The organism is Mycobacterium sp. NGS35 (genome assembly GCF_059812855.1).
Genome location: NZ_JCALDL010000001.1, coordinates 281,304 through 300,304, shown reverse-complemented (window position 1 = coordinate 300,304; position 19,001 = coordinate 281,304). Strand labels below are relative to the sequence as shown.

Genomic DNA, 19,001 nt, shown 5'->3' with positions numbered 1-19,001 from the left:
CTACGCACTTTGAGTCGCCAAATTGCCAAGGGCATACTTGAAGAATGAGGTGGCTGGTTCTGGCGGGTATGACGGTCGCCGTGACCGTCCCGCTCGCCAGGCTAGGCGTGCCGTCGGCGGCGTTGTTCGCGGCGCTGGTGGTGGGCATTGCGCTGGCGCTGGTGCCGTTCGCGCCGCGGCGCGTCCCGCGACTGGCCGGAGTAGCCGCCCAGGGCGTGCTCGGCGTCTACATCGGCACCATGGTGCACCGTGAGTCGTTCGCGGCGCTGGGCTCGGACTGGCCGGTTGTCGCGGCCGTCGCAATCGGCACGCTGGTGCTGTCCGTCGTCGGCGGTGCGCTGCTGGGTCTGCACCGGGACGTGACGCCGCTGACCGGGGCGCTGGCACTCGTGGCCGGCGGCGCGTCCGGTCTGGTGGCGATTGCGCGGGAATTGGGTGGCGACGACCGCGTGGTGGCCGTGGTGCAGTACTTGCGCGTCGCGCTGATCACCGCGTCCATGCCGGTCGTCGTCACGCTCGTCTATCACGCGACCAAGGCGCCGCACCAGACTCTGGTGTCCGAAACCGGTTCGCTGCCTTGGTATCTCAGCATCCCGCTGATGTCGGTGATCGTGGTCATAGGGGCTGTGGCCGGGCGGTTGGTGCGGATGCCCGGTGCTGGATTGCTGGGTCCGATGGCGCTCACGATCGCGGCCGAGCTCACCGGGCTCTCGTTCGGGCTGACTGTGCCCGCGGTGCTGGTGCAGATCGGCTACATGCTGATCGGCTGGCAGGCCGGCCTGGCGTTCACCCGCGAGTCGCTGCGCGCGATCGAGCGCATTCTGCCGGCCGCACTCGGGCTGATCGTGATGCTGAACGTCGCCGCGGCGGGCTTCGGTGTGGTGCTGTCGAAGGTGGCAGGGATCAGTGAGCTCGACGGCTATCTGGCGACCAGTCCCGGCGGCATCTACGCCGTGCTGGCGACGAGCGTCGAGACCGGCTCCAACGTCACGTTCGTCATTGCCGCACAAGTGATTCGCGTGCTGCTGATGTTGTTCACCGCGCCGTTGGTGGCTCGGCTGTTCCTGCGGTTCTCGCAGCACACTGCTCAGACCATGCCGACGATCGAGCCCAGCAGGGCGCCGATCCGCGCTGCGGATTGACGCCCGGCTTCCAGCACCTCGTCGTGGCGGATCGGCTGGCCCGTGATGCCGGCGGCCATGTTGGTCACGAGCGAGAGCCCCAGCACCTCCAGCCCCGCGGCTCGCGCGGCGATGGTCTCGTGCACCGTGGACATGCCGACCAGGTCGGCGCCCAGAGTGCGCAGCATCCGGATCTCGGCGGGCGTCTCGTACTGCGGCCCGATCAGGCCGGCGTAGACCCCCTCGGGCAGTGTCGGATCGGCCTCGCGCGCCAGCGCGCGCAGCCGCGGGGAGTACGCGTCGACCATGTCGACGAACCGCGGGCCGACCAGCGGTGAGCGGCCGGTGAGGTTGAGATGATCGGCGATCAGCACGGCCTGCCCCACGCGGTAGTCGTCGCGCAGCGCACCGGCGGCATTGGTCAGCACCACCGCCCGCACGCCGCCGGCCGCCGCGGTGCGGACCGCATGCACGACATGCCGCAGCTCGTGTCCTTCGTAGGCGTGAATTCGCCCGAGCAGCAATAGGATTCGGGTGTCGCCTCGCATGATGGACGACACCGTGCCGCGATGCCCGGCGGCGGTCGGAGGCGTGAAGCCGGGCAGCTCCGCCATGTCCAGGGTGGCGATGGGACGGCCCAACGCGTCGGCGGCCGGCGCCCACCCGGATCCGAGCACCACGGCGACGTCGTGTTTGCTGACTCCGGTGTGATCGGCGATGGCCGCGGCGGCCTGTTTGGCCAGCTCGTCATCCCGAGTCACGGTCAGCGAGCTTAGCCCGCAATGCGATACTGCGAGGATGCCCGCCACTTCGCCGCCGCGCCGTCACGCCGCTGCCGACGTGGCCGAGCAGGTGGTCCGGGACCGCGGCGGTGACCTGATCGCGCTGTCGCACGACATTCACTCCGAGCCCGAACTCGCGTTCGCCGAACATCGCAGCTGCGCCAAGACGCAGGCGCTGGTGGCCGAGCGGGGCTTCGCTATCACCGCCGCGCCGGCCGGATTGGACACCGCGTTTCGCGCCGACTACGGCAGCGGTGACCTCACTGTCGCGGTGTGCGCCGAATACGACGCGCTGCCCGACATCGGACATGCCTGCGGGCACAACATCATCGCCGCGTCCGCGGTCGGTGCGGCGCTGGCGCTGGCCGACGTCGCCGACGAGCTCGACCTGACCGTGGTGCTGATGGGCACCCCCGCCGAGGAGTCAGGCGGCGGAAAGGCGTTGCTGCTCAACGGCGGAGCCTTCGACGACGTACATGCCGCGGTGATGGTCCACCCCGGACCGGCTGACATCGCGGCCACCCGGTCGCTGGCGCTGTCGGAGGTGACCGTGCGATTCCGCGGCCACGAATCACACGCCTCGGTGGCCCCGCACCTCGGCGTCAATGCCGCAGACGCGGCGACCGTCGCGCAAGTGGCGATCGGGCTGCTGCGTCAGCACCTCGGGCCGGGGCAGCAGGTGCACGGAATCGTGACCGAGGCCGGCCGGGCGCCGAACGTGGTTCCCGGGCACGCCTCGATGACGTACGCGTTGCGGGCCGTCGACAAGCAGTCCCTGCATCATCTTCAGGGCCGGGTTTTCGACTGCTTCCGCGCCGGCGCTCTGGCAACCGGATGCGAATGCGCCATCGACGCCCGCGGGCCCGCCTACGACGAACTGCGCCCAGATCCGTGGCTGGCGAACGTGTTTCGCGACGAAATGATCCGGTGCGGCCGCAGTCCCGTGCCCGCCGAGCTGGAAAGCGCGCTGCCGGTGGGCAGTACAGACATGGGCAACGTCACTCAGGCAATACCCGGGATCCACCCCATCGTCGGCGTCGAGGCGGGCGGCGCGTCGCTGCACCAGCCGGAGTTCGCTACGGCCGCGGTGTCGCCCAGCGCCGACCAAGCCGTCGTCGACGGATCGATCATGTTGGCGCGCACCGTGATTCGGCTGGCGGAAACTCCCTCGGAGCGGGCACGGGTGATGCGCGCATGAGCCTTGCCGACACCGCCGAATCTTGGCTGGCGGCACACTATGACGAATTGGTCAGCTGGCGCAGGCACATTCACGCTCACCCGGAACTCGGCCGGCAGGAGTTCGCCACCACGCAGTTCGTCGCGACGCTGCTCGCCGACGCCGGGCTCAATCCGAAGGTGCTGCCTTTGGGCACCGGCCTCACCTGCGATCTCGGACCCGATCACCTGCCGAAGATCGCGCTGCGCGCGGACATGGACGCCTTACCCATGTCGGAGCGCACCGGCGCGCCGTATACGTCGGTGGTGCCGGGCGTCGCGCACGCCTGCGGCCATGACGGCCACACCGCGATCCTCCTGGGCACCGCCCTGGCCCTGGCTGGAGTGCCGGACTTGCCCATCGGGGTGCGGTTGATCTTCCAGCCGGCCGAGGAGTTGATGCCCGGCGGCGCAATCGACGCGATCGCCGCGGGGGTGCTGGCCGGGGTCTCACGGATCTTCGCGCTGCACTGCGACCCTCGGCTGGAGGTCGGCAAGGTGGCGATCACCGCAGGGCCCATCACCTCCGCGTCGGACTCGATCGAGATCACGCTGCATTCGCCGGGCGGGCACACCGCGCGGCCGCATCTGACCGCCGACCTCGTGTATGGCATCGGCACGCTGATCACCGGCTTGCCGGGAGTGCTGTCGCGGCGCATCGACCCGCGCAACAGCACGGTCATGGTGTGGGGGGCGGTCAATGCGGGGATGGCGCCCAACGCGATCCCCCAGAACGGTGTGCTGGCGGGCACTGTGCGCACGGCCAGCCACGCCACCTGGCTGACCCTGGAGTCGCTGGTCCGGGAGACGGTGGCATCGCTGCTGGCGCCGCTGGGCGTCGAGCATTCGCTGCAATACCGGCGCGGGGTGCCGCCGGTGGTCAACGAAGAGCTCGCGACGCGGATTCTCAGCCACGCGATCGAGGCTGTCGACCCTGACGCGCTGGCCGAGACGCGGCAGTCCGGCGGCGGCGAGGACTTCAGCTGGTACCTCGAGGAGGTGCCGGGTGCGATGGCACGGCTAGGAGTGTGGTCGGGCCGTGGGCCTCAGCTGGACCTGCACCAACCGACGTTCGACCTCGACGAGCGCGCGCTGGCCATCGGGGTGCGGGTACTGGTGAACACCGTCGAGCAGGCCGCGGCCTTGCTCTAGCGGTGTGCTAGTCGCCGTGGCCGGGACCGATGTTGCGTGAGGGCCGCGTGCGCAGCGCGTGCACGTATTCCGGTGGCGCACCGGCGATTTCGGCTGCGTCGGCCATCACCCCGAGGTAGCGGGCCGACGGCAGGCCACCTTCCCACGCGTCGAGCACGTACAGCCACGCCAGCACGGGATCGGTTGTGGTGTCCGACGAGATCCGCTCCACACGACAGCGGATCTTCTTGTGGATGCCGAATTCCGAACCCTCCCAGCGGTCGAGGTTCTTCTCGTCTTCCTTGGTCATGTCGTAGAGCACCACGAAGACCTTGGAATTGGGGTCCTCGACGATGGTGGCCAACGCACCTTCCCAGCCGATGTCCTCGCCGCCGAACGTCAGGCGCCAGCCGTGCAGCCAGCCGGTACCGGCCATCGGGGAATGCGGTGCGCGCTGCAGCATCTGCTCTGGATGCATGTTCGACCCGTACGCGGCGTAGAGCGGCACGGAGAAAGAGTAGCTACCGTGAGCACTGTGGCAACCCGCATCGTGATCATCGGGGGAGGGCCGGCCGGGTACGAGGCCGCGCTGATCGCGGCAGCGCACGAAGCGGACGTCTCCGTCGTCGACTCGGACGGCATCGGGGGAGCCTGTGTGCTGTTCGACTGTGTGCCGTCGAAGACGTTCATCGCGTCGACGGGCGTGCGGACCGATCTGCGCCGGGCACCCCAGCTCGGCTACGACATCCACATCGAGGACGCGAAAATCTCGCTGACCCAGATCCACGACCGCGTGAAGCGGCTCGCTGCGGCGCAATCGCAGGACATCGCCGAGCGCCTGCGCGGGCAAGGCGTGCGGTTGATCAGCGGGCGCGGCGAGATCGTCGACGCGGTGGAGGGCATGGCCCGCCACAGCGTCAAGGTCACCGAGCCCGACGGCAGCGAGCAGGTGCTCGAGGCGGACGTGGTGCTGATCGCGACGGGCGCCAGCCCGCGGGTGCTGCCCAACGCCACGCCCGACGGCCAGCGCATCTTGACGTGGCGGCAGCTCTACGACCTGACCGACCTGCCCGACCATTTGGTGGTGGTGGGTTCCGGCGTGACGGGCGCGGAGTTCGTCAACGCCTACACCGAGCTGGGTGTCGACGTGACCGTGGTCGCCAGCCGCGACCAGATCCTGCCGCACGAGGACTCCGACGCGGCCGCCGTGCTCGAGGAGGTGTTCGCCGAACGCGGTGTGACGCTGGTGAAGAACGCCCGCGCGGAGTCGGTGACCCGCAGCGAGGACGGGGTCGTGGTGAAGATGACCGACGGGCGCTGCGTGGAGGGCAGCCACGCGCTGATCACGGTCGGGTCGGTGCCGAACACGTCGGGTCTGGGGCTCGAGCGCGTGGGCATCGACCTCGGGCGCGGGAATTACATTCCGGTGGACCGGGTTTCGCGGACCTCGGTGCCGACGATCTACGCCGCCGGCGACTGCACGGGGCTGCTTCCGCTGGCGTCGGTCGCGGCGATGCAGGGCCGGATCGCGATGTATCACGCGCTGGGCGATGCGGTCACTCCGATCCGGCTGCGGACCGTCGCCGCTGCGGTGTTCACCCGGCCGGAGATCGCCGCGGTGGGGGTGCCGCAGGCCAAGATCGACGACGGCACAGTCGCCGCCCGGACGGTGATGCTGCCGCTGAACACCAACGCGCGCGCGAAGATGTCGGGCCTGCGTAAGGGCTTCGTCAAGATCTTCTGCCGGCCCGCCACCGGCGTGGTGATCGGCGGTGTGGTGGTGGCGCCGGTCGCCTCTGAGCTGATCCTGCCGATCGCGCTGGCCGTGCAGAACGGCAACTCGGTTGCCGAGCTGGCGCAGACGCTGTCGGTCTACCCGTCGCTGACCGGGTCGATCACCGAAGCGGCCCGTCAGCTGGTGGCGCACGACGACCTGGACTGACTGCCGTTAACCTGGTGGTACTGACCAGTAACTTCAACCGGGAGTGTCTGTGATCGAGGCTGCCCCCGCCCCTGGCAACGGGCAGACGTTTCTGGGCCCACGCGAACGCGCGGTTGCCTGGGAACGGCTGGGCTCCGAGCAGTTCGACGTCGTGGTGATCGGCGGCGGCGTGGTGGGCGCCGGCGCGGCGCTGGACGCGGCCACCCGCGGGCTGAAGGTGGCGCTCGTGGAGGCCCGCGACTTCGCGTCGGGCACGTCGAGCCGCAGCAGCAAGATGTTCCATGGCGGCCTGCGCTACCTCGAGCAGCTGGAGTTCGGGCTGGTGCGCGAGGCGCTGCACGAGCGCGAGCTGTCGCTGACCACCTTGGCCCCGCATCTGGTGAAGCCGATGCCGTTCCTGTACCCGCTGACCAAGCGGTGGTGGGAGCGGCCCTATGTGGCTGCGGGAATCTTTCTCTACGACCAGCTTGGCGGCGCGAAATCGGTTCCGGCGCAGAAGCACCTGTTCAAGGCAGGGGCGCTGCGGCTGGCTCCGGGTCTCAAGCGCAACTCGCTGATCGGCGGGATCCGCTACTACGACACGGTCGTCGACGACGCGCGGCACACGATGACAGTGGTGCGCACCGCCGCCCACTACGGGGCCGTGGTGCGTGCCTCGACACAGGTCGTGGCTCTGCTGCGCGAAGGGGACCGGGTGATCGGCGTGACGGTCCGCGACTCCGAGAACGGCGAGGTGACCGACGTGCGCGGGCACGTCGTCGTCAACGCCACCGGCGTGTGGACGGACGAGATCCAGGCGCTGTCCAAGCAGCGCGGCCGGTTTCGGGTGCGGGCGTCCAAGGGCGTGCACATCGTGGTGCCGCGCGACCGGATCGTCAGCGAGGTAGCGATCATCCTGCGCACCGAGAAGTCGGTGCTGTTCGTGATCCCGTGGGGGACGCACTGGATCATCGGCACCACCGACACCGAGTGGAACCTCGATCTGGCCCACCCAGCCGCCACGAAGGCCGACATCGACTACCTCCTCGACCACGTCAACACCGTGCTGGCCACCCCGCTGACACACGACGACATCGACGGCGTGTACGCGGGCCTGCGGCCGCTACTGGCCGGGGAGACCGAGGACACGTCGAAGCTGTCGCGCGAGCACGCCGTGGCGGTGCCGGCACCGGGGCTGGTGGCGATCGCGGGCGGCAAGTACACCACCTACCGCGTGATGGGCGAGGACGCGATCGACGCCGCCAGCGAATTCATTCCGGCGCGGGTGGCGCCGTCGATCACCGAGAAGGTGCCGCTGCTGGGTGCTGACGGCTACTTCGCACTGGTGAATCAGGCCGAAAGGGTCGGCGCCTACTACGGGCTGCATCCGTATCGGGTGCGCCACCTGCTGGACCGCTACGGATCGCTGATCGGCGAGGTCCTCGCAATGGCCAGCGAGCCGGGTGCAGCCAAGCCGGAGTTGTTGGCGCCGATCACAGAAGCGCCGGTGTATCTCAAGGTCGAGGCGTTGTACGCGGTGGCGGCCGAGGGGGCGCTGCATCTGGAGGACATCCTGGCCCGGCGGATGCGGATCTCGATCGAGTATCCGCATCGAGGGGTGGACTGCGCGAGGGAGGTCGCAGAGATCGTCGCGCCGGTGCTGGGTTGGGACGAGGCCGATGTGCAGCGGGAGGTGGACACGTACATCGCGCGGGTGGACGCCGAGGTGCGGTCGCAGCAGCAGCCCGACGACGAGTCAGCCGACGCGTTACGCCAGGCGGCGCCGGAGGCGCGGGCGGAGATCCTCGAGCCGGTCCCGCTGACTTGATCACGCCGTGAGGCCTGCGCCTTTGCCGGTTCGTGACGGGCTTGGTCCGGCACGGTTGCGGGTGCGCGGTGGATCGGTGCTCGAAGAGTTCACCGCGAGGTTCGGGGCGGCCGGCGCGGCGAAGGTTCTGGCGGGCGAGGTGGTGGACGCCGACGGCGCGGTGCTCGACGCGCGCAGCGCGCTGCCGCCGGGCTCGGTCGTCTACTGCTACCGCGTGCTGCCCGCTGAGGTGCCCGTACCCTTCGACATCCCCGTGCTCTACCGCGACGACGACATCGTCGTAATCGACAAGCCGCACTTCCTCGCGACGATGCCTCGCGGCCGCCACGTGACGCAGACGGCGTTGGTGCGGTTGCGTCGGGAGCTCGACCTGCCGGAGCTGACGCCGGCACACCGCTTGGACCGACTGACTGCCGGAATTCTGCTGTTCACCGCGCGGCGCGAGATGCGCGGGCTCTTTCAGTCGTTGTTCGCCCGCGGCGCGGTGCGGAAGACGTATCTGGCGAGGTCGTCGGGTGAACTGGAGGCGCCGCAGGTGGTGCGGAGCCGAATTGTCAAGCGGCGCGGGTGTTTACAAGCCAGCGTCGAACCCGGTGAACCGAATGCGGAGACATCGGTCGAGCCGTTGGGGGACGGTCTCTACCGGCTCACGCCGCGCACCGGCCGCACACACCAGCTGCGCGTACACATGGCGTCGCTCGGTCTACCGATCGTCGGGGACCCGTTGTATCCCACCGTGCTCGACGTCGCCGCCGACGATTTCTCGGCACCGCTGCACTTGCTCGCGCACAGCATCGAATTCGACGATCCGCGCCGCGGTGCCCTGATGCGGTTCGTCAGCCGGCGGACGCTTCCGGCATGACAAGCGCCTCCGTCAGCCGGCACCCCAGCGGCGGCCGGACGTCCTCGGTCGAGGGCGATGGGCCGGCCGACGACGACTGGATCGGTTGCGATCTGCACATCGGCGCGAATAGCGAATCTCTTTGTGCAGGTTGGTATGTCGACGTGGTCAGGTCCGGTGTAATACATGTGGGGGACCCTGTGCGGGTCGAACGGGTCCAGTCTCGGCAACCAACATTCGCACCGTGTGCCTAGGGGCCACCGCGGGCGGGGCTCGTGGCCTCGACTTGTCGGTGGTGGGTGCGATGGTGTCGTTATGTCCTCGATCGCGTCGTCGGCCGTTGTTGCGGTGAGTCCTGCGCAGCGTCTTGAGGTGTTGTTCGAGGAGTTGGCGGAGCTGAGCGGTCAGCGTAATGCGATTGATGGGCGGATCGTGGAGATCGTCGCTGAGATCGATGGTGAGGGGTTGTGGGGCGCGACGGGTGCGCGGTCGGTGCCGGCGTTGGTGGCCTGGAAGCTGGGGGTGTCGTCGGCCAATGCGCACACGATCACCACGGTGGCGGGCCGGCGTGAGCAGTTTCCGCGGTGTGTGCAGGGTCTGGCCGAGGGCCGGCTGTCGCTGGATCAGGTCGGGGTGATCGCCGCACACGCAGCCGAGGGCTCTGATGAGCACTATGCGCAGCTGGCCAGCGTGGCCACGGTCAACCAGTTACGTACCGCGGTCAAGCTCGAACCGCGACCCGAACGCGAGCTGCAGCCTGCGCGGCCGCACCCGGCGCGCTCGATCATCAAGACCAGCGACGAGCAGGGCAGCAATTATCGGATCAGGCTGCCGCATGATGACGCGGCCAAGTTCGACGCGGCGTTGGCGTCGCATCTGGAGGCGCTGATCGGCGAGTGGAAACACGACCACGACAACAGCGAGCGCGCGTCAGAGACGGCCCCGCCCATGCCCAGCAGCGTCGATGCGTTCATGCGGCTGGTGGAGACGGGCTGGGACGTCGAGGCGGCGCGCCGCCCGCACGGCCAGCACACCACGGTGGTGGTGCACCTGGATGTCAAAGACCGTGTCGCGGCGCTGCATCTGGGTCCGCTGCTCACCGACGCCGAGCGCCGCTACCTGACCTGTGAGGCCACCTGTGAGGTGTGGTTCGAACGCGACGGGCAACCCATCGGCGCGGGCCGAACAACCCGCCAGATCAACCGGCGGCTGCGCCGCGCACTCGAGCACCGCGACCGCACCTGTGTGGTGCCCGGCTGCGGGGCCACCCGCGGTTTGCACGCCCACCACCTTCGGCATTGGGAGGACGGCGGCGCCACCGAGTTGGCGAATCTGGTGTTGGTGTGCGCGCATCATCACCGGCTGCACCATCGCGGCCTGATCACCATCACCGGGCCCGCCGACGCGCTCGTCGTCACCGACAACGCTGGGCGAGTACTGAGCGCCGCCTCGCTGGCCCGCCCACCAACCCAACCCCCGCCCGCGGTGCCGCCCTGTCCGGGGCCCACCGGTGAGCGCGCCCAGTGGTGGTGGTACCAACCCTTCCAACCCCAACCACCACCCACCAACAACTAGGCCTCCTCACCCCGGACCGCTCACAGCCGACAAGGCAGTGAAGCGCAAATGCTTGCCGCATCAAGCCCTTAGGTCAGGGACCTTGCCACTCGTCATTACCATGCGCGCCGATGGTGCTCATCAATGTGAGCTGAGCCGAACGCCTTCGAGCCTGCGTTGCGGGTCGAAGTAGGTGTTGCCACAACGCGAAATCATCGACTGGTGCCCACGAATGCGGAAAGATGGCTTGACATCGCTTCGATGCGGTGGTCGCGCATCATGCCGACGATGAACCCGAAGCCATTGCAACGCAAGGAGATACGATGTCAGAGCTCGAACCGACGACCGAGCAGATCGCCGCGCTTGCGGCGCGGCCCCCGGATGCTCCCGTGGTGATGGTCAATCTGCTGAAGTTCAAAGAGCCCGGCGGAGCAGAGCGCTATCGACAGTACGCACGAGAAGTGACCCCACACCTTCAGCGGGTCGGCGGCATCGTCCGCTACAGCGGAACGGCGCCGACGGTGGTGATCGGCGACGGTGAACGGCCGTGGTGGGACGCGATCCTGATCGTCGAATATCCGACGCCCGGCGCGTTCATCGGCATGGTCACCGACGAGGCATATCTGCACGTGCATGAACACCGCGCCGCTGCACTGGACCGCGGACACCTCATCGCCACATCCAAGTGGTCGATCGGTGATTGACGGCCACCCGCGGCGACTAACTTAAGGGCATGTATCTGATCACGGGGGCGGCCGGAAGGCTCGGCGGAGTCAGTCGTTGGGTCGTCGAGATGTTGATCGAGAGGGGCGAACCGGTGCGGGCCATGGTGCACCGCGAGGACGCCCGGGCACAGCGGCTGCGCGAAATCGGCGCAGAGGTGGTCATCGGGGATCTGACCAATCCGCGCAACGTCGTCGACGCAATGACCGGTGTCGACCGGATGTTCTTCAACATGAGCGTGTCGCTGGACTATCTCGAGGCGACGGCGATCGTCTGCGCGGCCGCGCGGGATGTCGGCGGCTACCAGGTAATTGTCAACATGTCGCAGATGACGGTCTCGGAAATGGGGTTGACCAGCACCGGCGAATCATTCCAGCAGTGGTTGCACTGGCTTTCCGAACAGGTCATGAACTGGTCCGGCGTGCCGGTGGTACATATCCGGCCGACCGTGTTCCTGGACAACCCGTTGTTTGCGATGTTGGTCCGCCGGTCTGTGCGGGAGCGCGGCGTGCTGCCGCTGCCGATCGGAACCGGGCGTACCTCACCTATCGCTGCCGCCGATATCGCGCGAGTGGTCGTCGAGGTGCTGCTCGATCCGGCGGACCGCATCGGCGACGTCTATGAACTGACCGGCGCAGAAGTCCTCGACATCCACGGCTTGGCCGAGCGTTACGCCCGCGGTCTCAACCGGCCGGTCACCGCCGAGGACACCCCCTACGACGACTGGGTTCGGCAGTATTTGCGCGTATCCGGCCTGCCCGAACATGTCCAACAGCACATCGCGACCATCGCGCGGCTACACCGCGACGGCCGCTACGACCGAATGAGCGACGACTTCGAGAAGATCACCGGACAGCCGCCGCAGACAGTCGACCAGTACATCGCGGCCCATTCGCAGCTGTTCGGGGGATAGCGCCCGCTGCTAGCTCTGGCAGTGCGGGCACCAATACGTGACCCGCTCGCCGCGGCGATCAGTCTGAATAGGTGTGCCGCAGCGGCGGCAGGGTTCTCCGGCGCGGCCGTATACCCATAATTCGCTGCCACGTCGGCGATCTCCGGTGGTGGTGCGGTTCCAGCGAGCGCGGTTCGCCACGAGCATGTCGTGCGCACGGGAGACCACGCGCAGCGGATCGGCAAGTCGCGACACCGGAGCTGTGGGCAAAATGCCGAACACAAAAGACAATTCGTTGCAGTAAACGTTGCCGACGCCGGCCATGACGCGCTGGTCCAGCAGTGCCGCCCCGACCGGGCGGTCAGGGTCGGCGGTCAGGTTGGCGGCCGCTCGCGCGGGGTCCCAGTCGGTGCCCAGCAGATCCGGTCCTAGGTGGGCCACCACCGACATGTCCTGGTTGCGCGGCAGGATCTCGAGTTGGCCCAAGTCGATGCCGGCGGCCTGAATGTCGTTTGTTTCCAGAACAATTCGTACCCTGTGGTCGTTCGGCCGCACGCCGCGGTTCCTGGCCGTCACCCGCCAGCTGCCGTCCATCTTCAGATGCGAATGAATGCTGGCCGGGCCGACGCGGATGAACAAGTGCTTGCCGCGGCTGAGCACTTCGTCGACTGTGTGGCCGGTCAGATCCGCGGTCGCAAACCGTGGTACCCGGACATCACAGCGTGTGAGCGTCTTGCCCACCAAGCCGTCTCGCAGCTTGGCGGCGGTCAGCCAGACGGTGTCACCCTCGGGCATCGAGCCCTACTGTCCCGCGCAAGCGCTCATCGCGCCCTCAGCCGCAGACCTCTCGGCGTCCTCGCGAATCCCGAATCGGCCAGCGCCACCGCCACATCCGTGCGATGACCGGGATCCAGCACCGGCACGCCGTCCACCCGCTCGACCACCATGCCCCCCATCCGCCCGCCGGCAACCAGGTCGGCGAGCGCGCCCGCGGCCGCCCGCTGTGCCTCGAGGTCCGACGAGAAAGTCAACAGCGAGCGCCCGCCGCGCTCGAGGAACCACACCAGTTTTCCGTCGACGAGCACGACGAGCGCGCCGGCCTTGCGGCCCGGGCGGCCTTCGCCGACGGGCCACGGCAACGCCGAGCCGTACGGGTTCGCCGGGTCGGCCGCGGCCAGCGCGACCGCGTGATAGGCGGGGTGGTCGGGGTCGACGCTGTCCTGATGCGACCGCAACCGGTCGACGGTCGAGGCGACCGCGAACTGCGCGCCGCCCAGTGACTCGACGAAGTAGCCACGCTGGCAGCGGCCCGCGTCCTCGAGCGCGGTCAGCACCTTGTAGAGCGTGGCAAATCCGCCCGGCACTCCCTCTGCGGCCACGCTGCCCTTCGTCAGCACGCCGTAGCGGCCCAACAACAGTTCAGCCGAAAAGTGCGCGCGCACAGTCGAATCCGGCTCAGGAGGCGGCAACGCCGACCATCTGCCGGCAACGGTGGGGTCCGATGCGCGGTTCTGGGCGTGCGCGACGCTGTAGTGGCTCAGCCGCGGTGCCCGCCGCCGTTGTCTATGCGCAGGCGCCGACCGCCCACGACCCGACCCGGCGAGCAAGCCCCGCACCGGCGCAAAAGTGTCACCGGTCACCCAGCCGGCCCAAACGAGCTCCCATAGTGCTTCTTTCAGCTCACGCTCGTCGCGTCCGTCGGTCAGCTGCCGAAAGAAGAAGCCACCGCCGGGCGCCAGCGTGTCGAGGATCATCCGGTGCCGGTCGGTGAAATCGATCTCGACCGGCGCGGCGAGCGACAGCGGCGCGGTGTCGGCCATGTGCAGCGTGACCCAGCCGTCGCTACCCGAGATCGCGCCGGCCCCCGACCAGACCACTTCGCCAGAGGCCAGCAGTTCGTCGAGCATCGCCGGGTGGTAATCGCGTACCCGCTGCCCAAGCACCAACGGCTCCAGGGCGGACGCCGGGACGGCGACCCCGGCGAGCTGTTCCACGACGGCTGCCACGCCATCGACGCCCGACGTGTTTCCGCCCACCTGTTGCCAGCCCGGCAGGAACCTGCCGTAGGCGGCGGTGCTGACTGGCTCGACCTGCGCGCGCAGCGCCGCCAGCGACCGTCGCCGCAGCATGCGCAACACCTCGGTGTCACACCACTGCCCGGAATCGCTTGAAGCAGAGATGAATTCGCCACCCACAAGCTTGCCGTCGACAGCCAGCCTTCTCAACACGTCCTCGGCAACGCGTACACCGAGCCCGAACCGCGCTGCCGCGTCGGAGGTCGTGAACGGGCCCCGGGTGCGGGCATACCTCCCGAGCAGCTCGCCCAGCGGGTCGGCGACCGGCTCGGTGAAGCTCACCGGGACGCCGGGCGGCACCGCGATGCCGACGCCGTCCCGCAGCCGGCCGATGTCCTCGACCGCGGTCCACCACGTCGCACCCGCATACGACACCGTCACCGCCCGGCGCGACGCCCGCAGCCCCTCCAGCCAGCCGCCCGGATCCGCCGTGGTGCTGCGCTGAGCGACCTCCTCCTCGGTGAGGGGACCGAGAAGGCGCAGCAGGTCCGCCACCGCCTCGGCGTCGCGCGCGAGTCGGTCGGTACTGAGGTGTTGCAGTTGGCGATGTGTGACGTCGACGACGTCCGGGTCGAGCAGTTCCCGCAACTCGACGCGGCCCAGCAGTTCGGCCAGCAGCGTGGTGTCCAGCGACAGTGCCGCCGCACGCCGCTCGGCCAGCGGTGCGTCGCCTTCGTACATGAACGCGCCGACGTAGCCGAACAGCAGCGACGCCGCGAACGGCGACGGGGTGGCGGTCTCGACCTCCATCACTCGCACGCGGCGCTGGTGAATTCCGGTCATCAGGGCGGTCAGCGCCGGCACGTCGTACACGTCCTGCAGACACTCGCGCACAGCCTCCAGCACGATCGGGAAGTCGGGATATTTGCGCGCCACATCGAGCAACTGCGCGGCTCGCTGCCTCTGGTGCCACAACGGTGAGCGCTTGCCAGGGTGGCGCCGTGGCAGCAGCAGCGCCCGGGCAGCGCACTCCCGGAAGCGCGACGCGAACAGCGCTGAACCGCCGACCTCCGTGGTGACGGTGGGCTCGATTTCGTCGGGGTCGAACACGAACAGGTCGGCGCCGGGCGGCACGTCCTCGGTGTCGGGCAAGCGAACGACGATTCCGTCGTCGGAGGCGGTGGGTTTCTCGTCGATGCCGTAGCGTTCGAGCAGTCGCCGACTGACCGCGAGCGCCAGCGGTCCGTGCACCCGCAGTCCGTACGGTGAGTGCAAGATCACCCGCCAGTCGCCGAGCTCGTCGCGGAACCGTTCGACCAGCAGTGTGGAATCCGTGGGCACCGCGCCGGTGGCCTCACGTTGGTCGTCGAGCAGCCGCCGCAGGTTCTCGGTGGCGTACGGATCCAAACCCATTGCGGCGCAACGCTGTCCGAACGCTTCCGGCGGAAGGCCGGCCAGCTCGCCGGTGAACGCGCCCAGCGCCGCCCCGAGCTCGGCGGGCCGACCGACGCCGTCGCCGCGCCAGAACGGCAGGCGGGCGGGCTCCCCGAATGCGGGCACCACCAGCACGCGGTCATGAGTGATCTCGGTGATCCGCCAGCTGGTGGCGCCCAGCGAGATGACGTCGCCCGGCCGCGACTCGTACACCATCTCCTCGTCGAGTTCGCCTACTCGCGAGGGCTTTTCAGAATCAGCGCCGGCGGCAAGATAGACGGTGAACAGACCGCGGTCGGGGATGGCGCCGCCCGACGTGACGGCCAGCCGCTGCGCCCCGGGCCGGGCCGTCAGGGTGCCGGTGTCGCGGTCGTACACCAGCCGGGGCCGCAACTCGGCGAACTCGGTCGACGGATACTTGCCTGACAGCAGATCCAGTGTCGCCTCGAATGCACTGCGCGGCAACGTCGAAAACGTGGCGCTGCGGCGCACGGTGTCGAACCATACGTCGGCGCTCAGTGGCTCGAGCGCGCATGCGGCGATGGTGTGCTGCGCCAGCACGTCGAGCGGATTGGCCGGCACCGCAAGGTTCTCGATCTGGCCGGCCCGCATCCGCTGCACCGTCACCGCGCAACTGATCAAGTCGGTGCGGTGCTTGGGAAACACGACGCCGCGGGAGATCTCGCCGACTTGATGTCCGGCGCGGCCGATGCGCTGCAAACCGCTGGCCACCGACGGCGGCGCCTCCACCTGGATCACGAGATCGACTGCGCCCATGTCGATTCCGAGTTCCAGGCTGGACGTGGCAACGACGGCCTTGAGCCGCCCACTCTTCAGGTCGTCCTCGACCGCGGCCCGCTGTTCCTTGCTGACCGAACCGTGATGCGCACGGGCCAAGAGCGGCTCGGCGCCGAACGTCTGACCACTGCTCATGATGTACGCCGGTGGCCCGCCGGGCACTTCGGGATTCGGCGGCCGCTCGAGGGCAATCCCGACGCGTTCGGCGTGAATCTCGTTGAGCCGCGCCGTCAGCCGCTCGGCCAGGCGCCGCGAGTTGGCGAACACGATCGTCGAGTTGTGTGCTTCGATCAGATCCGCGATGCGCTGCTCGACGTCCGGCCAGATCGTGTTGTTCTCGAGGTTCGCCATGTCAGGCACCGGCACCACCACGGACAGGTCGAACGTCTTGGCCGCCGGCGGCGCCACGATGGTGACCGGCCGCGCTGCGCCGACCAGGAACCGCGCGACCACCTCCGGCGGACGCACGGTGGCCGACAAGCCGATGCGTTGCGCCGGTTGGGGCAGCAGCGCGTCGAGACGTTCCAGGGAAAGCGCCAGATGCGAGCCGCGTTTGGTGCCGGCCACCGCGTGCACCTCGTCGACGACCACCGTCTCGACGCTCGCCAGCGTGTCGCGGGCGGCCGACGTGAGCATCAGGAACAGCGACTCGGGCGTGGTGATCAGGATGTCCGGCGGCCGGCTGACCAGCTCGCGTCGCCGCGCGGGTGGGGTGTCGCCGGAGCGCAGGCCGACGGTGATCTGCGGGTCCGGCAGGCCCAGCCGCTGCGCGGTACGGGTGATGCCGGTCAGCGGGGTTCGCAGGTTGCGTTCGACGTCGACGGCCAGAGCCTTGAGCGGCGAGATGTAGAGCACCCTCGTGCCGTCGCCGGGTTGATGCGCCAGCCGGTCGATGGCCCACAGGAACGCCGCGAGCGTCTTGCCTGACCCGGTAGGTGCAATGACCAGGGTGTTGTCGCCGTCGGCGATCGCCGACCAGGCCTGTGCCTGCGCGGGAGTGGGCGCCTCGAACGTGCCGCTGAACCACTCGCGGGTGGCGGGGCTGAAGCGGCCCAGCGGATCGGCAGAAGCGCTCACCTCACCATCGTGCCAACCCGGTACGACAAGCCGGTGCGGCGACGGGCTCTACGTGGTGGCCCGCTGTCCCACGCCGGTCGCGAACTCCTTGCCGCGCAGCCGGCCGCCCGCCGCCGGATCCAGCGGGGGAGTGGACATGCCGCTGCTGTCCCTGAGCCCGTCGAGAAAGTCGCGGATCGCGTCCAGTGCGCTGTGCGAGGGTTGCCAGCCCAGTTCCGTCTGGGCGCGCATGGTGTCCATGATCGGCAGGCTCAGGGCCAGGTCGACGAGCGCCGGGCTGGCGGGCAGCAGATGCAGGTTCCAGGCGGCGCTGACGACCGCGCGGATGGGGGCCAGCGGAAGCTTGACCGGCCGCGCGCCGAGCAAGCCGCCGAGGCTCACCGGATCGAGCACCGGGTCGGCCGCGACATTGAACGCCCCCCGGACGGGCTGCACAACCGCCAGCCGAAACGCCTCTCCGGCGTCCACGCTGTGCAGCGCCTGCAGCCGCAGGCCCGGCAGATCGGGAACGATCGGCAGCAACGACGGCCGCACCAGCGCGCCGGGCAGCAGCGGACCGGCGAACAGCCGGCGTTGCGCCGAGGCGGCTTCGCGCTTGAAGATGAAACCCGGACGCAGCCGCACAACGCGCACGTCGGGATGGTCGCGCTCGAAGGTGTCGAGCACGCGCTCCAGATACGACTTCTCCCGCCCGTACGCTGCGGTGGGCAGCGCATGAGTGGGCCATGACTCGTCGACGCCGTGGTCCTTGGGACCGGGCGCATATGCACCGACCGACGACGAGTACACCAGCGCGCCGACACCCGCGCGGGCGACCGCGTCGAACACGCGGATCGCCCCCAGCACGTTGTTGCGCCAGGTGGCCAGCTCGTCATGCGTCGGCTGGAAGAGCCACGCCAGGTGCACCACCGCGTCGGCGCCCCGGAAGTGCCGGTCGAGATCGTCGCAGGACACGTCAGCTTGCACCCATGTCGTCTTCGGTGGCTGCCACTGCGGCCGGCGGCGCGCGACGCCGACGATCCGGTCCACCCGCTCGTCGGAGGCGAGAGCTTCGACGACGCTTGTCCCGACGTTGCCTGTTGCGCCGGTGACCACCACATGCATGCCGACGGGTACCCGCGACAGGGCGTTCGAACCGCGGCGCGGTCAGCGCCGGTTGGGCACGGCGACGCGCATCAGATCCTCGGCGACCACGAGATCGCCGGAATACACCTGGGCCGCCTCGTCATGGAACCGCCGATTGTCGGGTACCGCTGGGAGAAGTGGGTCAGCACCAACCGCCGCACTCCGCATTGCTGCGCCACCATCCCCGCTTGCCGGGCGGTCAGGTGCCTTTACTGCGCGGCAAGGTTTGCGTCCTCGTCCAACAACGTCGCCTCGATCACCAGCAGGTCCACCCCGTCGGCCAGAGAGCCGGATGGTCCGTCCGTTCGCCACGATGACGCCGGATCGCTGCAATTCGCCCACGCAAGGGCCGTCGGTCCCGAAGTGGCGCAACGATTCTGGAAGCATGCGTCGGCCGTCGGGTTCGACTAGTCGGTAGCCGATCGCGTCGGCGGAATGGTCAGCCCCTCGCCGTCCCAGCGCAACAGGTAGCCGTTGTGGTTGCGATGCCGGGTCGGCACCTGGCTTGACGTGCCGAGGACGATCAGCTCACGGACCGACACGA

At 68.9% G+C, this 19,001-nt stretch carries 16 protein-coding genes; 10 read left to right on the top strand and 6 right to left on the bottom strand.

Going from position 1 to position 19,001, the window contains the following annotated elements; genetic code table 11:
* Window positions 1-44: 44 nt before the first annotated feature.
* On the top strand, window positions 45-1,142 hold the full coding sequence (locus tag AC5Y4C_RS01500; RefSeq protein WP_499964126.1) for an AbrB family transcriptional regulator: 1,098 nt from the start codon (window positions 45-47) through the stop codon (window positions 1,140-1,142).
* Here the strand turns inward: AC5Y4C_RS01500 and AC5Y4C_RS01495 are convergent.
* Window positions 1,088-1,882, bottom strand: a complete 795-nt coding sequence (locus AC5Y4C_RS01495; RefSeq protein ID WP_499964124.1) for a purine-nucleoside phosphorylase — start codon at window positions 1,880-1,882, stop codon at window positions 1,088-1,090. The two genes, AC5Y4C_RS01500 and AC5Y4C_RS01495, sit on opposite strands and share 55 nt — an antisense overlap.
* A 37-nt stretch (window positions 1,883-1,919) precedes the next feature.
* Here AC5Y4C_RS01495 and AC5Y4C_RS01490 point away from each other — a divergent pair, with 37 nt between their 5' ends.
* Both AC5Y4C_RS01490 and AC5Y4C_RS01485 read left to right on the top strand, forming a co-directional pair.
* Window positions 1,920-3,101 (top strand): M20 family metallopeptidase, encoded by a 1,182-nt coding sequence (locus tag AC5Y4C_RS01490; RefSeq protein ID WP_499964122.1) that lies wholly within the window; start codon window positions 1,920-1,922, stop codon window positions 3,099-3,101.
* A complete protein-coding gene (locus AC5Y4C_RS01485) occupies window positions 3,098-4,270 on the top strand; it encodes a M20 family metallopeptidase (protein ID WP_499964120.1) in 1,173 nt (390 codons plus the stop codon). Before AC5Y4C_RS01490 ends, AC5Y4C_RS01485 begins: the two co-directional genes overlap by 4 nt.
* A gap of 7 nt (window positions 4,271-4,277) precedes the next feature.
* Here AC5Y4C_RS01485 and AC5Y4C_RS01480 read toward each other — a convergent pair whose 3' ends face one another.
* Window positions 4,278-4,757 carry a gamma-glutamylcyclotransferase family protein gene (locus AC5Y4C_RS01480; RefSeq protein WP_499911527.1) on the bottom strand — a complete coding sequence of 160 codons (480 nt, stop codon included), beginning with the start codon at window positions 4,755-4,757 and terminating at the stop codon, window positions 4,278-4,280.
* 27 nt (window positions 4,758-4,784) lie between these two features.
* Between AC5Y4C_RS01480 and AC5Y4C_RS01475 the strand changes: the two genes are divergently transcribed.
* The 6 genes from AC5Y4C_RS01475 to AC5Y4C_RS01450 all read left to right on the top strand — a co-directional run bounded on the left by AC5Y4C_RS01475 (window position 4,785) and on the right by AC5Y4C_RS01450 (window position 12,029).
* Window positions 4,785-6,191 (top strand): NAD(P)H-quinone dehydrogenase, encoded by a 1,407-nt coding sequence (locus AC5Y4C_RS01475; protein WP_499964264.1) that lies wholly within the window; start codon window positions 4,785-4,787, stop codon window positions 6,189-6,191.
* A gap of 49 nt (window positions 6,192-6,240) precedes the next feature.
* The gene (locus AC5Y4C_RS01470) at window positions 6,241-7,998 is read left to right on the top strand and encodes a glycerol-3-phosphate dehydrogenase/oxidase (protein ID WP_499911529.1); all 1,758 of its coding nucleotides are present in this window, start codon (window positions 6,241-6,243) and stop codon (window positions 7,996-7,998) included.
* A 7-nt stretch (window positions 7,999-8,005) separates the two neighbouring features.
* Window positions 8,006-8,860, top strand: coding sequence for a pseudouridine synthase (locus AC5Y4C_RS01465; RefSeq protein ID WP_499911531.1), 855 nt, complete (start codon window positions 8,006-8,008; stop codon window positions 8,858-8,860).
* 294 nt (window positions 8,861-9,154) lie between these two features.
* A complete protein-coding gene (locus AC5Y4C_RS01460) occupies window positions 9,155-10,414 on the top strand; it encodes an HNH endonuclease signature motif containing protein (RefSeq protein WP_500007933.1) in 1,260 nt (419 codons plus the stop codon).
* 302 nt (window positions 10,415-10,716) lie between these two features.
* On the top strand, window positions 10,717-11,097 hold the full coding sequence (locus AC5Y4C_RS01455) for a DUF1330 domain-containing protein (RefSeq protein WP_499962077.1): 381 nt from the start codon (window positions 10,717-10,719) through the stop codon (window positions 11,095-11,097).
* 29 nt (window positions 11,098-11,126) lie between these two features.
* Window positions 11,127-12,029, top strand: coding sequence for an NmrA family NAD(P)-binding protein (locus tag AC5Y4C_RS01450; protein WP_499962079.1), 903 nt, complete (start codon window positions 11,127-11,129; stop codon window positions 12,027-12,029).
* A gap of 9 nt (window positions 12,030-12,038) precedes the next feature.
* Here AC5Y4C_RS01450 and nei2 read toward each other — a convergent pair whose 3' ends face one another.
* The 3 genes from nei2 to AC5Y4C_RS01435 are packed head-to-tail and all read right to left on the bottom strand — an operon-like array spanning window position 12,039 to window position 18,436.
* Window positions 12,039-12,803 carry an endonuclease VIII Nei2 gene (gene nei2 / locus AC5Y4C_RS01445; protein WP_499962081.1) on the bottom strand — a complete coding sequence of 255 codons (765 nt, stop codon included), beginning with the start codon at window positions 12,801-12,803 and terminating at the stop codon, window positions 12,039-12,041.
* A 26-nt stretch (window positions 12,804-12,829) separates the two neighbouring features.
* On the bottom strand, window positions 12,830-17,332 hold the full coding sequence (locus AC5Y4C_RS01440) for an ATP-dependent helicase (protein ID WP_499962083.1): 4,503 nt from the start codon (window positions 17,330-17,332) through the stop codon (window positions 12,830-12,832).
* A gap of 48 nt (window positions 17,333-17,380) precedes the next feature.
* The gene (locus AC5Y4C_RS01435) at window positions 17,381-18,436 is read right to left on the bottom strand and encodes an SDR family oxidoreductase (protein ID WP_499951577.1); all 1,056 of its coding nucleotides are present in this window, start codon (window positions 18,434-18,436) and stop codon (window positions 17,381-17,383) included.
* On the opposite strand from AC5Y4C_RS01435, the gene AC5Y4C_RS01430 reads away from it, so the two are divergent.
* Entirely contained in the window at window positions 18,431-18,868 is a 438-nt protein-coding gene (locus AC5Y4C_RS01430) for a hypothetical protein (protein ID WP_499951575.1), read from the top strand. The genes AC5Y4C_RS01435 and AC5Y4C_RS01430 overlap by 6 nt on opposite strands.
* On the opposite strand, the gene AC5Y4C_RS01425 is transcribed toward AC5Y4C_RS01430, so the two are convergent.
* On the bottom strand, window positions 18,865-18,999 hold the full coding sequence (locus AC5Y4C_RS01425; RefSeq protein WP_499962085.1) for a hypothetical protein: 135 nt from the start codon (window positions 18,997-18,999) through the stop codon (window positions 18,865-18,867). The genes AC5Y4C_RS01430 and AC5Y4C_RS01425 overlap by 4 nt on opposite strands.
* Window positions 19,000-19,001 lie beyond the last annotated feature (2 nt).